The sequence below is a fragment of the Frankia sp. CpI1-P genome, assembly GCF_001421075.1.
Classification (GTDB): Bacteria; Actinomycetota; Actinomycetes; order Frankiales; family Frankiaceae; genus Frankia; species Frankia torreyi.
Genome location: NZ_LJJX01000014.1, coordinates 53,847 through 66,553 on the forward strand (window position 1 = coordinate 53,847; position 12,707 = coordinate 66,553).

Sequence of the window (12,707 nt, forward strand, 5' to 3'; positions counted from 1 at the left end):
CGGACCCGGCGGATATGGTCAACCGAGTGCGGCCGCAGTGGCGCCGTGCAGGCCCGGGGGACCATTCACCCGGTGCGGGGGACACCAGGGAGAAGGGTGGGGACCGGATGCGCGACCTGTCGCGGATCTTCAAGGCGTACGACGTCCGGGGTGTCGTGCCGGCAGAGTTCGACGCCGAGATCGCCCGGNTGACCGGCGCCGCGTTCGTCCGGTTGCTCGACGCGGAGCGGATCGTCACCGCCCACGACATGCGGGAGTCGTCCATCCCGCTCGCCGCAGCCTTCGCCGAGGGCGCGGCCGGCCAGGGCGCCGATGTGGTCCTCGCCGGCCTCGGCTCGACGGACCTGCTCTACTTCGCCGCGGGCTCGCTCGACATCCCCGGCGCGATGTTCACCGCCTCCCACAACCCGGCGAAGTACAACGGCATCAAGCTGTGCCGGGCGGGCGCGGCGCCGATCGGCCAGGAGACCGGGCTCGCCGAGATCCGGGCGATGGTCGAGCGGGGCGTGCCCGCCGGCCCCGGTCGCGTCGGTACGGTCACCACGAGTGATCTCCTCGCCGACTACGTGCGCCACCTGCACACGCTGGTCGACCTGTCCGACATCCGGCCGCTCACCGTCGCGGTCGACGCCGGCAACGGCATGGGCGGGCTGACCGTCCCGGCGACCTTCGCCGGCCTGCCACTGACGGTGGTCCCGCTCTACTTCGAGCTGGANGGCTCCTTCCCCAACCACGAGGCCAACCCGATCGAGCCGGCGAACCTGCGCGACCTGCAGGCCGCGGTCCGCGCCTCCGGGGCCGACCTCGGGCTTGCCTTCGACGGCGACGCCGACCGCTGCTTCGTCGTCGACGAGCGCGGAGAGATCGTTTCTCCGTCGGTCATCACGGCGCTGGTGGCGGACCGTGAGCTTGCCCGCGAGCCGGGCGGGACGATCATCCACAACGTCATCGTCAGCAAGGGGGTGCCCGAGCTCGTCACCGAGCGTGGCGGCATCCCGGTCCGCACCCGCGTCGGCCACTCGTTTATCAAGGCCGAGATGGCCCGAACGGGCGCGATCTTCGGCGGCGAGCACTCCGGCCACTTCTACTTCCGGGACTTCTGGCGGGCGGACTCCGGCATGCTCGCCGCGCTGCACGTGCTCGCCGCGCTGGGCGGCCAACCGCGGCCGCTGTCCGAGCTGCTCGCCGGCTACGTCCGCTACAGCGCCTCCGGCGAGATCAACTCGGAGGTGGCGGATGTCGTCGCCGCGACGCAGGCGGTCGAGAAGGCCTACGCCCCGCACGCCACCGACATCGATCATCTCGACGGTCTGACCGTCTCGTTCGCGGACGGATCCTGGTTCAACCTGCGCCCGTCCAACACCGAGCCGCTGCTGCGGCTCAACGTCGAGGGCCCCGATGAGGCCACGATGCGCCGGCTGCGCGACGAGGTCCTCGCGCGCGTCCGGGGCGGAAGGGAATCCTGATGAGTCTCGACCCGCTGCTGCTGGAGATCCTCGCCTGCCCGTGCAGCAAGCACGGGGAGCTGCGGCCCGATGAGCTGGACGGCGCGCCTGTGCTGGTCTGCCTCGCCTGCGACCTGGCCTTTCCGGTCCGCGATGACATTCCCGTGATGCTGCTCGACGAGGCCGTGCCGTTCTCCGGCCGGGCCGCGTCGGCATCGAGCTGACCCCCCGCGGCGTCGGCGTGTACCTCGACGAGGCAATCCTCGACGACACGGCCAGGATCGACTCCGGCAACGCCGCGGCCCTCCTGCCGCACGTCGCCTCGGCGGCCCTGCAGGTGCGCCAGAGCGTCATCCTCGCCGAGGAGGCGGGGGTGGCGCGGCTGGGCGCCGACGGGCGGCCGCGCGCGGTCCTCGTCGCCGGGGTCGGCGGCTCCTCGCTGGCCGCCGGCGTCCTGGCCGCCGTCGCCGGGCCGGCGAGCCCCGTCCCGGTCATCGGCCACCATGCCCACGGCCTGCCGGGTTGGGTCGGCGTGTCCGACGTCGTCCTCGCCGTGTCGGCCTCCGGCACCTCGGCGGAGACGTGCTCCGTGGTGGAGGAGGCCGACCGGCGCGGTGCGCGGATCGGCGTCGTCGCGCCGCCGGACACCCCGCTGGCCCACCTCGCCGCCCTCGCCGGGGCGCCGTTCGTCCCGCTCGTCGGGCAGCGGCCGGCCCGGGCCATGCTCTGGTCGCTGGCGGTGCCGCTGCTCGTCGCCGTTCGGGAGCTGGGCATCGTCCGGCTCGGCGCCGACGCCGTCGAGGCGGCCGCCGCCCGGCTGGAGGAGGTGGCGACCCGCTGCCGGTCGTCGAGCGAGTCCTTCGTCAACCCGGCGAAGACCCTGGCTCTGGAGCTGGCCGGCTCCCTGCCGCTCGTCTGGGGCACCTCGGCGGTGACCTCGGTCGCGGCCGAGCATGCCGCCGCCCAGCTCGCGACGAGCGCGAAGTACCCGGCGATCGTCGGGGCCCTGCCGCATCCCGGCCACCATCAGGTGGCGTTGTTCGACGGTCCGTTCGGGGCCGGTCTGACCGCCGGCGGGACGGGCGCCCGCGACGACCTGGAGGACTTCTTCCGCGACCGGATCGAGGACGAGGAGGAGTCGATCCGGCTGCGACTGATCCTGCTGCGCGACCCCGGTGCGGAACGGTCCGAGGTCGGCCGCCAGGCGGAGGCCGCCATCGCCGTCGCCGCCGAGCGCGGGGTCGGCGTCACCGAGCTGCGGGCCGAGGGGGCCGGCCCGCTGGAGCGGCTCGCCTCCCTGATCGGCNTGTTCGACTTCACCGCCGTGTATGCGGCGCTGGCGCTCGGGATCGACCCGACCCAGGCGCCCACCGTCCGCGATCTGGGGCGGTAGTCCCGCCAGGTCGGCGGAGAATGACCGTTTCGTACCCATTGATCCGTCCTGTGTAGGCGGACTATCCGGCCCAATGTCACGGGCCCGATGCTCGGATCGGTGACCGGCGCGCCGGCCGAGCGTCGCCAGCCACGACCCGCTGCTCTGCGCAGCGTCAGCCACGAGCTGCGGGCGCCGGTCAACTCGGTGCTCGGCCTCGCGCGCCTGCTGCTCGACGTGGAGGCCACCGGCCCCCGCTGAGCCGTCCGGCTTACCTGCCTTCTCGTACCGCGACGTGCGCCGCCAGGACATTCCCGTACCTCACCGATCACAAGTGGATACGCGCTCTAACGGCCGCCCCGGTTCTGGCCGTTCTGGCCGCCGCCGTTCTGGGGCCCCCCGTTCTGGGCCCCGCCGTCTGGCTGGCCGCCGCCGTTGTCCTGGCCGTTCGGGACCGCCTGCTGGGTGCCGTTCTGGCCGCCGAGCGGGGCGCTGCGGGCCTGCGGCTGGCCGAACACGCCGGGCAGGACCTGCTGGCCGAGGTTCTGGAGCATGTCGCCGAGGCCCTGGCCCGGCGTCGGCGCGGGCGGGGGCGGCGGGGTGTTCTGCAGGCCGCCCTTGGTGCCGTGGGCCACCGTCGGGTCGGCGCCCGGCAGCGCGACCACCGGCTGGTTGGCCAGCGCCGCCCGCATCGACTTGCCCCAGATGATCGCCGGCAGGTCACCGCCGAAGACCCGCGACCAGGTCCGGCCGTCCGCGACGACGTTGCGCAGCGGGTGGGACTCGGCGCCGGTGGGGTCGCCGACGGACACCGCCGCGGTCATCTGCGGGGTGAAGCCGACGTACCAGGCGGCGGAGAACTCGTCGGTGGTGCCGGTCTTGCCGGCCGACGGGCGGCCGATCGCGGCGTTGGTCCCGGTGCCGTTGATCGGAACGCCGGCCAGCACGCTGGTCACCGTGTCGGCGACTCCCTTCGCCAGCACCTGCTCGCACTGCGGCGGGCGGGCGACGTCGATCGGGTCCTTGCTGGAGTCCACGGCCCCGGTGGCGAATCGCGGAGCGCAGCGCAGGCCGCCGCCGGCGATCGTCGCGTAGGCGTCGGCCATCTGCAGCGGCGAGACGTACATGTACTGGCCGCCGCCGATGGCGGTCGCCCCGTCCGTCGGCCCGATCTTGTCGGCCTTCGGCGGGACGACGCCGAGCCGCTTGGCCATCTCCATCACCGCCGGGATGCCGGTCTTCTCCGCGAGCTGCACGTAGAAGGTGTTCACCGAGTCCCAGGTGCCGCGCGGGATGTCGTAGATGCCCGCCTCGGCCGGGTCGGAGTTCGAGAAGCCCTTGGCGCAGTCGCCCTCACCGCGGTCGAGCGGGAACTTCGGGCTGACGTAGCAGGCCGGCGAGTAGAAGGCGGTCGACGTGCCGTAGCCCTGCTCCATGGCGGCGGCGAGCACGAACGTCTTGAACGTCGACCCGGGCTGGAACGTCGCGTTCGTGGGCAGCGGCACCACGGTCTGGTTCAGTCCGGCGTTCGACCCGTACACCCGGTTGACCGCCATCGCGAGGATGTTGCCGGTGCCCGGTTGGATGACCACCTCGGTCGCCGACACCCGGTTGTCCGGGGCGATCGTCGAGTTCACCGCGTCCTGCGCCGCCTGCTGGACCAGCGGGTCCAGGGTGGTGCGGATCACCAGGCCGCCCTCGTAGATGCGCCGGTTGCGTTCCTCCACGGTGGTGCCGAGAGCCGGGCTGGCCCGCAACTGCGAGCGGACGTAGTCGCAGAAGAACGGCGCGGTCGACGTCTCGCAGGAGTCCGCGGCCGGCGGCGGGGCCGGCACCACGTTCAGGGGCATCTGCTTCGCCGCATCCGCCTGCGTCGGCGAGACGTAGTTGTTCTCCGCCATCTTGTCGAGCACGGTGTTGCGCCGGACCAGCGCCGCCTGCGGGTGCGCGGCCGGGTTGTACCGCGACGGGCTCTGCACCAGCCCGGCGAGCAGGGCCGCCTGCTCGAGGGTGACCTGGGAGATGGGTACCCCGAAGTAGTGCTCGGCGGCCGTGCCGACGCCGTACGCACCGTCGCCGAAGTAGGCGATGTTCAGGTAGCGCTCCAGGATCTCGTCCTTGGAGAAGCGCTTCTCGATGTCGAGGGCATAGCGGAGCTCCTGGATCTTGCGGTCCAGTGAGTCGCCGGCGGCCACCTCACGCTCGTGGGTCGTGCGGGCGTTCTGCAGCAGCACGTTCTTGACGTACTGCTGGGTCAGCGTCGACCCGCNCTGGGCGACCCCGCCGGCCTCGCTGTTGCGCAGCGCCGCCCGCAGGACGCCCTGTGGGTCGACCCCGCCGTGCTCGTAGAAGCGGGCGTCCTCGATGGAGACGATCGCCTCCCGCATGATCTTCGGGATGTCGCTGCCCGGGACGACGATGCGGTTCTCGGCGCCCCGCAGCGTCGCGATCACCGAGCCGTCGGAGGCGAGAATCGTCGAGCTCTGCGGCAGCGGGGGGGTGACGAGCTCGCTCGGCAGCCCGAGGAAGTGGTCCGCGCTGCCCTTGGCGAACAGGCCCACCGCCCCCACGAACGGCAGCGACAGCAGGGCGACGACCACCCCGAGCGCGCTCGCCGTCAGCGCCATCTTCTTCAGCACGCGGCGCCGGTCGACCGGCGGCCGCGGCAGGGTGCGGGCGCCCGGCCCGCCGCCCTGCGCGGCTCCGGCCGGCGCCTGGGAGTCGAGGGTGTCCGGACCGCTCGCGGGCCCGTCCTGGCCGCGGATGGCGGTGCCGGTCGATGCCACCGAGGCCGTGCCGGTTGCCGGGCTGACAGTCGTCGCGGCCGCGGTGGCGGCCGCGGTCGTACCGGTTTCGGCCGGCTCCGAACGCGCCGCCGTGCGGCCACGGATCTTCGCGCGGACTCCGGCCTCAGCGGCCGGCCCTGCCTTACCTGCCGGCCCTGTCTTACCTGCCGGCCCTGCCTTACCCGCTGGTCTCGCCTTACCTGCCGGTCCCGCCTTACCTGCTGGTCTCGGCTTACCTGCCGGTCCCGCCCCAGGCGTCGCTGCTTCCGCCGTGGGCGCCGCCGATCCCGGCGTCGCCGGTCCGTCCTTGGACGTCACCGGTCCCGACTTCGGTGCCGCCGGTCGTGGCGGTGCCGCCGGTCGTGGTGGCGCCGCCGGTCGTGGCGGGGTGGCCGATCTCGGCGGGGTGGCGGCGCGTTCGGCCGCGACCCCGCGGGGCGTGCCGTCGGCGCGGGGCGGCACCCCGGCGGATCCCCCTCGCGACGAACCACCCGCCGGTACGGGCGGGCTGGGCCGGGATGGAGTGCTCGACTCCCGTCCGCCAGACGTCGACGTCACCCCCTCGGTGGGCCGGCGGAACCGCCGGGATCTTCGTGGGACCTCAACCAGCATGCGTGACCCGGCGCTTGGTCGCTCATCGGCACCCGGGTGCTCGCGGGCTGACCGAACAGTTCGGGCGAAGCGAACCTGGCTGCGGACGGGCGCCGATTCACGGCAGTTGNCATGGACGGTCCGATACCGCTGGTAACGGTAGACGAGCGTTTCCCGCGCGGGCGACCCGGCGGGCCAGGTGTGTGCGGTACGCCTCGGATTGTTTAGCGACCGTTAAGGGAGTGGGGCTCCGATGGTCCGGATCCGGGGGGCCCGGCCGGGCCCGGCATGCGCAGCAGCCGGCGGCCCTTCTGTGCCTCGAAGTCGAGGGCGGCGACCGGCGGGGACGGCGGGATGCGCCGGGTGAGCTGCCCGAGTCGGCGGACGTCGGCGGCGACCTCCGCCTCGGCCAGCACCCGCACGGCGAAGGCCAGGTCGCTGAGGCTCACGTGGTAGCGCCGCTCCAGCTCGTCGGCGTAGGCGGCGGCGAGCAGCTCGCGCTCGCCGTACTCGCGATGACCGCCGGGGGAGCGGGCGGGCACGAGCAGGCCCAGCGACTCGCGGTAGCGCAGCATGCGCGGCGTGGTGTCCAGCACCGCCGCCGCCCGCGCGATGGGGAGCCGCTGCTCGGNCCGGAGCTGGACCCGCTGACGTAGTCGCTCCAGCACGTGCCGCACGAACGAGTCCTCCCGGCGGGGTGGGGCGGCACCCTCCCGGCCTCTCACGTCGTTCCGATCATGCGACGAAGAGTACGGGCGAGGCGCCGCTTGTGGCCCCGATTCTAACAACAGGCTGTCAGGTTCTTTGACATCGTCTCGGCGGGCTCGTCATCGTTCGAGTTGTCGACGCGGCGTCCGTGAATCCAGTCGCCGCCACGGCGTCCCCAGCCACGGCATCCCCAGCCACGGCGTCGCCAGCCANGGCATCCCGGCTTCGGCGTCTCATCCCACGACAGGAGCACCATGTCCGATCTGGCCGATCTTCCCGAGCTACTGCCCGACCCGTCCGACCGACCCGACGCCGCCGGGCTGCCGCGCCACGACGTCGCTGACCTGGCCCTCGCCGCGCAGGNGCGATCCCGGATCGACTGGGCCGACCGGGCGATGCCCGTGCTGCGCCAGATCCGGGAGCGCTTCGCCGCCGAGCGCCCCTTCGCCGGGGTGCGCATCGCGGCCTGCATGCACGTCACCACGGAGTCGGCGAACCTCATGCGGGCGCTGGCGGCCGGCGGCGCGCAGGTCACNCTGTGCGCGTCGAACCCGCTGTCCACCCAGGACGACACGGCCGCGGCGCTCGTCGCCGAGTACGGCATCGCCACCTTCGCCCGCAACGGCATCGACCGCGACGGCTACTACGCCCACATCGGCGCCGCCCTCGACGCCGCGCCGCACTATGTCTTCGACGACGGCTGTGACCTGGTCAACATCCTGCACACCGAGCGCACCGACGTGCTCGGCGGCGTCCGCGGCGGCTGCGAGGAGACGACCACCGGGGTGATCCGGCTGCGGCAGATGGCCGCTGCCGGAGCCCTGCGCTTCCCCATGGTCGCGGTCAACGACACCGACACCAAGCACATGTTCGACAACCGCTACGGCACCGGCCAGTCGACCCTGGACGCGATCTTCCGGGCGACGAACACGCTGCTGGCCGGCCGTACGGTCGTGGTCGCCGGCTACGGCTACTGCGGCCGGGGGGTGGCGTCGCGGGCCAAGGGTCTCGGCGCCGCGGTGATCGTGACCGAGATCGACCCGACCAAGGCGCTGGACGCGGCCATGGACGGCTTCCAGGTCATGCCGATGAGCGCGGCGGCCCGGCTCGGCGACGTGTTCATCACCGTCACCGGCAACCGGGACATCGTGCGTCGGGAGCACTTCGCGGTGATGCGCGACGGCGCGATTCTGGCGAACTCCGGCCACTTCGACATCGAGATCGACATCACCGCGCTCGCCGAGCTCGCTGTCGAGGTACCGCGTCGGGTGCGGCCCTCGACCGACGAGTACGTCCTCGCCGACGGGCGCCGGCTGCTGTTGCTCGCCGAGGGTCGCCTGGTGAACCTGGCCGCGGCCGAGGGGCACCCCGCCGCGGTGATGGACATGTCCTTCGCCGACCAGGCGCTGACCGCGGAGTGGCTGCACACCGCTGGGCGGGACCTCATTCCGGGCGTCTACGACGTCCCCACCGCGATCGACAAGGACGTCGCTCGGATGAAGATCGAGACGATGGGCATCGAGATCGACACCCTGACTCCGGCGCAGGTNGAGTACCTGAGCTCCTGGGAGCACGGATCCTGACGCGATGATGTGAGGTTTAGCGACCTCGGGGTGTCGAGTCTGACAATTTGATGTCAGGAGTGGGGTCGACCGTTCAGTGAGGGTGCCTGCCTGGGCCAAGCGCCGCCCGGACCGGGCGTGGGCGACCCGGTGCCCGTCCATGAGGCACCCGGCGGCGGGGGGAAGGGGGCCCGCGGGGGAGCCACGCCCGGGGGAGCCGCGAGCGGGCGCTGCGCGGCGAGCCTGGCGTAGGCCCGGCGGGTGCGTTCGGCGAGCACCGCCGACAGGTAGGCCCACCCCGGCGTGCCCGGGGGCGGCGGCGGCGTGACCACCGCGCGCACCTCGTCGACCAGGCCGCGCCCGAGGCGGTCCAGCGCCTGCGGCGACAGGGCGTGCGAACGGCTCAGGAACTGGCGGGCGCGCAGGGCGAGGCCGTCGTCGAGTCCGGTCAGGTCGAGCAGGGACGCCCACCCGAGCAGCGGCGGCGGCACGAACGGCGCGGCGCCGACGGTGCGCGGGACGCTCACCTGCAGCACCACCGTCCCGGCGAACACGTCGCCCAGGCGCTTGCTGTGCCGGGAGGAGATCATGCTGATGATGGCGGGCAGGCCGAGCAGAGGTCCGGGGCGTTCGACGACCGCGCCGATGAGGCCCCGGGTGAAGGCGTGCCGGAACCGGATGGGCCCGCCGTCGTCGCGAACCACCCGCAGGCCCAGCGCCATCTTGCCGAGGGTCCGCCCGCGACTCAGCGTCTCGCACGCCACCGGGTAGCCGAGCACCATGGCGAGGTAGACCAGCAGAAAGATGGCGGCGACCAGCGCGTCGTCCTCGGGTCGTACGACGANCACGACCAGGGCGCCGAGTACGTACAGGATGTAGAGCTGGGCGAGCAGGTCGATCAGCCCGGCCACCAGCCGCGACCCCAGCCTGGCCACCCGCAGGTCGATGGCGACCGCCTCGCCGGTGACGATCGCTTCACCGGCAACGATCGCCTCCGCGCCCGGCGCGCCGGCGTGGCCCGCTCCGCTGGGACCGCTCCGGACGACCTGGTTCATGGGGCCCCCGGGAATCTTGGTGTGCGTGCGGATCTCACCATATGGTCTCCGGCGGGCATCGAGGGCCGCCCGTCCGGGTGATCCAGGACGGCTCCGGCGCTCCCCGTCGGCTGTCAAAACGGTCTGCATCGGCATACTACCGTCACTTACCGCATGCCCGGACCAATCGCGTCGGTCTACAAATCCTGGTTCGGTATCGGGTGTTGCGGGCGTAGTCGGCACCGGCCGTCGCCTTCTTCGGGTAACCCGGCCGGTCTGGTGTGCCGGCTCTTGACGGTGCCGCGGAAATCCCCTCATGATGCAGTGGTGATCTCTGTTCCGTAGTACCGAGAGAAAATGGCCGGCGGTGCGTTCGGCGGCTTTCTTGGATCTCTGGCGGGCTGGGGACATGGCGGTGGATGTGGCCGCGGTGCCCCCGGCCCGATCGGATCCATCATCGGGGATTTTGTGGTTCGGGCGATGCCGGGTTGTCTTCCGCCGGCGGACCGGACGGTGTGGGACCGGTGACTGCGGATGGGTACCGGGTCGGCGCCGAACCAGGCGCTGAATGGTCGACGGCCGCCGATAACCCGCGGCCCGGGTTGCGTCGGACAGCCGGTCGATCATGGCCGAATTTCGGCGGCCCGTTCGTGTTCGGCCGGCCTTCGCGTGCGGATTCCTTTGGAGCGTGACAACATGCCCGACCAGCCGATCCACACGTTGGTAGTGGAGGATGACCCCGTCCTCGCCGCCAGGCTGCGCGGCTATGTCGACAGCGTCCCCGGGTTCGTCGTCAGCGGGGTGGCTCGCAGCGGAGAGCAGGTGCTGTCACCCGCCCTGCACGGTCGGCTCGACCTGATCCTGTTGGATTTCTTCCTGCCGGACATGAGCGGGCTGGACGTGTGCCGGGCCCTGCGTGCCCGCGGCTCGACCCTCGACATCATCGCCGTCTCCCTCGTCCGAGATCTGGCCATGGTGCAGACGGCGATGTCCTACGGCGTCATCCAGTACGTCGTGAAGCCGTTCACCGCCACGGCGTTCCGGCACTGTCTGGAGCGGTACTCGGCCTTCCGGCGGCAGATCACGGCCAGCCCCGGCGGTCTCGTCCGCCAACATGACGTGGACCTCGCCCTGTCCCGGCTGCGACCCGACGGCTCCGGCGTGACGCTGCCCAAGGGGCTGTCCGCCGCCACGCTCGACACCGTGGTCGGTTACCTGCGCGGGGCGGTGCGGCCGTTGTCCGCGGACGAGGTCGCCGGGGGCGTCGGGCTGTCTCGGGTGACGGCGCGGCGTTACCTCGAATGGCTGGCCGGGCAGCGCCTGGCGATCCGGACGATGAGCTACGGCCACATCGGCCGGCCGCGCCACCTGTACCTGTGGCGTCGGCCGTGACGTCCGCCGCCGGATCGGGCCGGGCAGACCACAATGACCTAAACAGCGACAGCGCCCGAGCCGCGCGCAAAGGTAGGTGTTGGCGGCCTCATCGGCCGTTTCCGTGACTGCGGTCGTCCCGCCTCCTCCATCAACCGTCGCCTTGCTCTCCTCTCGGGCCCGGCATCCGCGCGGCGCCTTCCAGGGAATGCCGCATCAGGCGTAGTCACGTCGCCGGCACCGGCCATCAGCCATTCATCGCGCTCACTGATCCGGCAGCCCGGCGCGGTGTGGACGGTTCCCGCTTCTGTTGCGTCCCAACCTGCGCGCCCGGCGCCGCTGTGCGCGCCGCGACCCATGCCTTGCCGACCGGACCACCCGTCTTGCCGACCGGACCACCCGCCTTGCCGACCGGACCACCCGTCTTGCCGACCTGACCACTTGGAGTGACCGCGATGGCCAGTGATCGCCCTGTCGCCGCGCCCAGGGAACGAGACGTGTTGCTGACCGGGATGGGATTCTGCCTGCCCGGTCTCGAACGCCCCTGCCTCACCGCGGACGACGTCTGGGCGGTGGCGTCGAAAGGTGTTTCCTGCCTGCCGCAGGGTGACATCCACTACGGCTCCGTCGCGCTCACCGAGGAGATGTTCGACGACCGGCTGCCCGACATCCCGGCGCTCTACCGCCAGCAGCTCACCCGATCGCACCGGCTCGGACTGGTCTCGTTCGTCCAGGCATGCGAGGACGGCGGGCTGGACTTCCGCGCCGGCGACCTCACCGAGGCGGCCATCCTCACCGGCCGCGGCAGCGTCGACGACAACGTCCGCGTCTACCGGGATCTGATCGATACGCGCCCCGAGGAACTCACCCCGGCCGCCGCCGTCGGGATTTTCATCCAGACCCAGCTCGGGGTCACCCCGTACGACGTCGCGCTGCTGCAGGCGTCCCTCGCCCGCACCCGCGGGCCGAGCTTCTCGGTCACCTGCGGCTGTTCGTCCTCGACGATCCAGCTCGGGAACGCGCTGCGCATGATCCAGAGCGGTGAGGTGGAGGTGGCGGTCGTCACCGGCGTCGACTCCGGCAACGCGGATCTCGCCCNCCGAGGGCAGGGGATCTTCCTCGCCGCCGAGCGGGGCGGCCCGGCGGGCGCCCCTGGGTTCGTCCCGGACCAGCTTCCCTCCACCGACCACCCCATGCACCCATACGACGAGCGGGCGGGCGGCGTCGGGTTCGGCGAGGGGTCGGCGACGGTGGTGCTGGAGAGCCGGGCCCATGCCGAACGCCGCGGCGCCCGTCCCCATGGGCGGCTGCTCGCGCAGGCCACGACCCGCGACGGACTGTTCAGCCCGCTGTCGGTGGACATCACCGGAACGGCTCTGGTGACCGGGGTCCGGCGCTGCCTGGGCGAGCGGTGGAGCATCGACCAGATCCCCTACATCAACGGGGGCAGCGACGGTGACCCCAACGTGACGAACATCGAGGTCAACGCCGTACGGGAGCTGTACGGGCCGAGGGTGCCGGCGGTGCTGCTCAGCTCCCAGGAGGCGTGCTTCGGCCACAGCGGCGCGCCGGCCGGTGCGCTGGGCGCGGCCCTGACGACCCTGATGATCGCCAGGGGCGAGGTGTGTCCCACCGCCGGCTGCGAGCGGCCGGCGGCGGACCTCAGCTTCGACCCGATCCCGGGGACGAGCCCGCGTCCGCTCGACTTCGACTACGCGCTCAGCTTCACCTACCAGATCGGCGGCCTCAAGGCCGTGATCCTGCTGGGCTCTCCGGACGCGACCTGACGTCCCTTTCCTGATTTCCCGTTCCCTCCCCGTGCTTCCCGTTCCCTCCCG

General features: G+C 72.3%; 10 protein-coding genes and 8 pseudogenes. 13 read left to right on the forward strand and 5 right to left on the reverse strand.

Annotation, left to right across the window (positions count from 1 at the left end):
* Nucleotides 1-107: 107 nt before the first annotated feature.
* The 7 genes and pseudogenes from FF86_RS46580 to FF86_RS34205 form a co-directional block, all read left to right on the forward strand.
* Nucleotides 108-188 (forward strand): hypothetical protein (locus FF86_RS46580; protein WP_242418621.1); only part of this gene is annotated, 81 nt, incomplete at its 3' end.
* Between the two features lies 1 nt (nucleotide 189).
* Nucleotides 190-715, forward strand: a pseudogene (gene manB / locus FF86_RS46585) (phosphomannomutase/phosphoglucomutase); the annotation flags it as partial.
* Nucleotide 716: 1 nt separating this feature from the next.
* A pseudogene (gene manB / locus FF86_RS46590) lies at nucleotides 717-1,466 on the forward strand (phosphomannomutase/phosphoglucomutase); the annotation flags it as partial.
* Nucleotides 1,466-1,669: a Trm112 family protein gene (locus FF86_RS11730; RefSeq protein ID WP_044884625.1), complete on the forward strand. Its 204-nt coding sequence runs from the start codon at nucleotides 1,466-1,468 to the stop codon at nucleotides 1,667-1,669. The pseudogene manB (FF86_RS46590) and the gene FF86_RS11730, both read left to right, overlap by 1 nt.
* A 17-nt stretch (nucleotides 1,670-1,686) precedes the next feature.
* The coding region (locus FF86_RS11735; RefSeq protein ID WP_242418609.1) for an SIS domain-containing protein at nucleotides 1,687-2,751 on the forward strand (1,065 nt) is incomplete at its 3' end.
* Between the two features lies 1 nt (nucleotide 2,752).
* Nucleotides 2,753-2,838 (forward strand): annotated as a pseudogene (locus FF86_RS46595) (hypothetical protein); the annotation flags it as partial.
* An 87-nt stretch (nucleotides 2,839-2,925) separates the two neighbouring features.
* On the forward strand, nucleotides 2,926-3,078 hold the full coding sequence (locus tag FF86_RS34205) for a hypothetical protein (protein ID WP_199865709.1): 153 nt from the start codon (nucleotides 2,926-2,928) through the stop codon (nucleotides 3,076-3,078).
* An 86-nt stretch (nucleotides 3,079-3,164) separates the two neighbouring features.
* On the opposite strand, the gene FF86_RS46600 is transcribed toward FF86_RS34205, so the two are convergent.
* From FF86_RS46600 to FF86_RS11745, 3 genes and pseudogenes are all read right to left on the reverse strand, one after another.
* Nucleotides 3,165-5,086, reverse strand: a 1,922-nt coding sequence (locus tag FF86_RS46600; RefSeq protein WP_242418610.1) for a transglycosylase domain-containing protein, incomplete at its 5' end; no start/stop codon positions are given.
* Nucleotide 5,087: 1 nt separating this feature from the next.
* Nucleotides 5,088-6,215 (reverse strand): annotated as a pseudogene (locus tag FF86_RS46605) (transglycosylase domain-containing protein); the annotation flags it as partial.
* Nucleotides 6,216-6,418: 203 nt separating this feature from the next.
* Nucleotides 6,419-6,808 carry a MerR family transcriptional regulator gene (locus tag FF86_RS11745; protein ID WP_255355766.1) on the reverse strand — a complete coding sequence of 130 codons (390 nt, stop codon included), beginning with the start codon at nucleotides 6,806-6,808 and terminating at the stop codon, nucleotides 6,419-6,421.
* Between the two features lie 348 nt (nucleotides 6,809-7,156).
* Here FF86_RS11745 and FF86_RS62200 point away from each other — a divergent pair.
* The 3 genes and pseudogenes from FF86_RS62200 to FF86_RS11750 all read left to right on the forward strand — a co-directional run.
* Nucleotides 7,157-7,265: hypothetical protein (locus FF86_RS62200; RefSeq protein WP_255355767.1), on the forward strand; the 109-nt coding region annotated here is incomplete at its 3' end.
* Nucleotide 7,266: 1 nt separating this feature from the next.
* Nucleotides 7,267-7,437, forward strand: a pseudogene (locus FF86_RS46610) (adenosylhomocysteinase); the annotation flags it as partial.
* A gap of 1 nt (nucleotide 7,438) precedes the next feature.
* Nucleotides 7,439-8,451: pseudogene (locus FF86_RS11750) on the forward strand (adenosylhomocysteinase); the annotation flags it as partial.
* A gap of 87 nt (nucleotides 8,452-8,538) precedes the next feature.
* Here the strand turns inward: FF86_RS11750 and FF86_RS11755 are convergent.
* Together FF86_RS11755 and FF86_RS46615 are read right to left on the reverse strand one after the other, a co-directional pair.
* Nucleotides 8,539-9,308 (reverse strand): RDD family protein (locus FF86_RS11755; RefSeq protein WP_242418612.1); only part of this gene is annotated, 770 nt, incomplete at its 5' end.
* 1 nt (nucleotide 9,309) lies between these two features.
* Nucleotides 9,310-9,519 (reverse strand): annotated as a pseudogene (locus tag FF86_RS46615) (RDD family protein); the annotation flags it as partial.
* Between the two features lie 675 nt (nucleotides 9,520-10,194).
* Here FF86_RS46615 and FF86_RS11760 point away from each other — a divergent pair.
* The 3 genes and pseudogenes from FF86_RS11760 to FF86_RS46625 form a co-directional block, all read left to right on the forward strand.
* Nucleotides 10,195-10,890 (forward strand): response regulator, encoded by a 696-nt coding sequence (locus FF86_RS11760; RefSeq protein ID WP_044884621.1) that lies wholly within the window; start codon nucleotides 10,195-10,197, stop codon nucleotides 10,888-10,890.
* Nucleotides 10,891-11,381: 491 nt separating this feature from the next.
* Nucleotides 11,382-11,967, forward strand: a 586-nt coding sequence (locus tag FF86_RS46620) for a beta-ketoacyl synthase N-terminal-like domain-containing protein (protein WP_396229840.1), incomplete at its 3' end; no start/stop codon positions are given.
* A gap of 1 nt (nucleotide 11,968) precedes the next feature.
* Nucleotides 11,969-12,656 (forward strand): annotated as a pseudogene (locus FF86_RS46625) (ketoacyl synthase); the annotation flags it as partial.
* Between the last annotated feature and the right edge of the window lie 51 nt (nucleotides 12,657-12,707).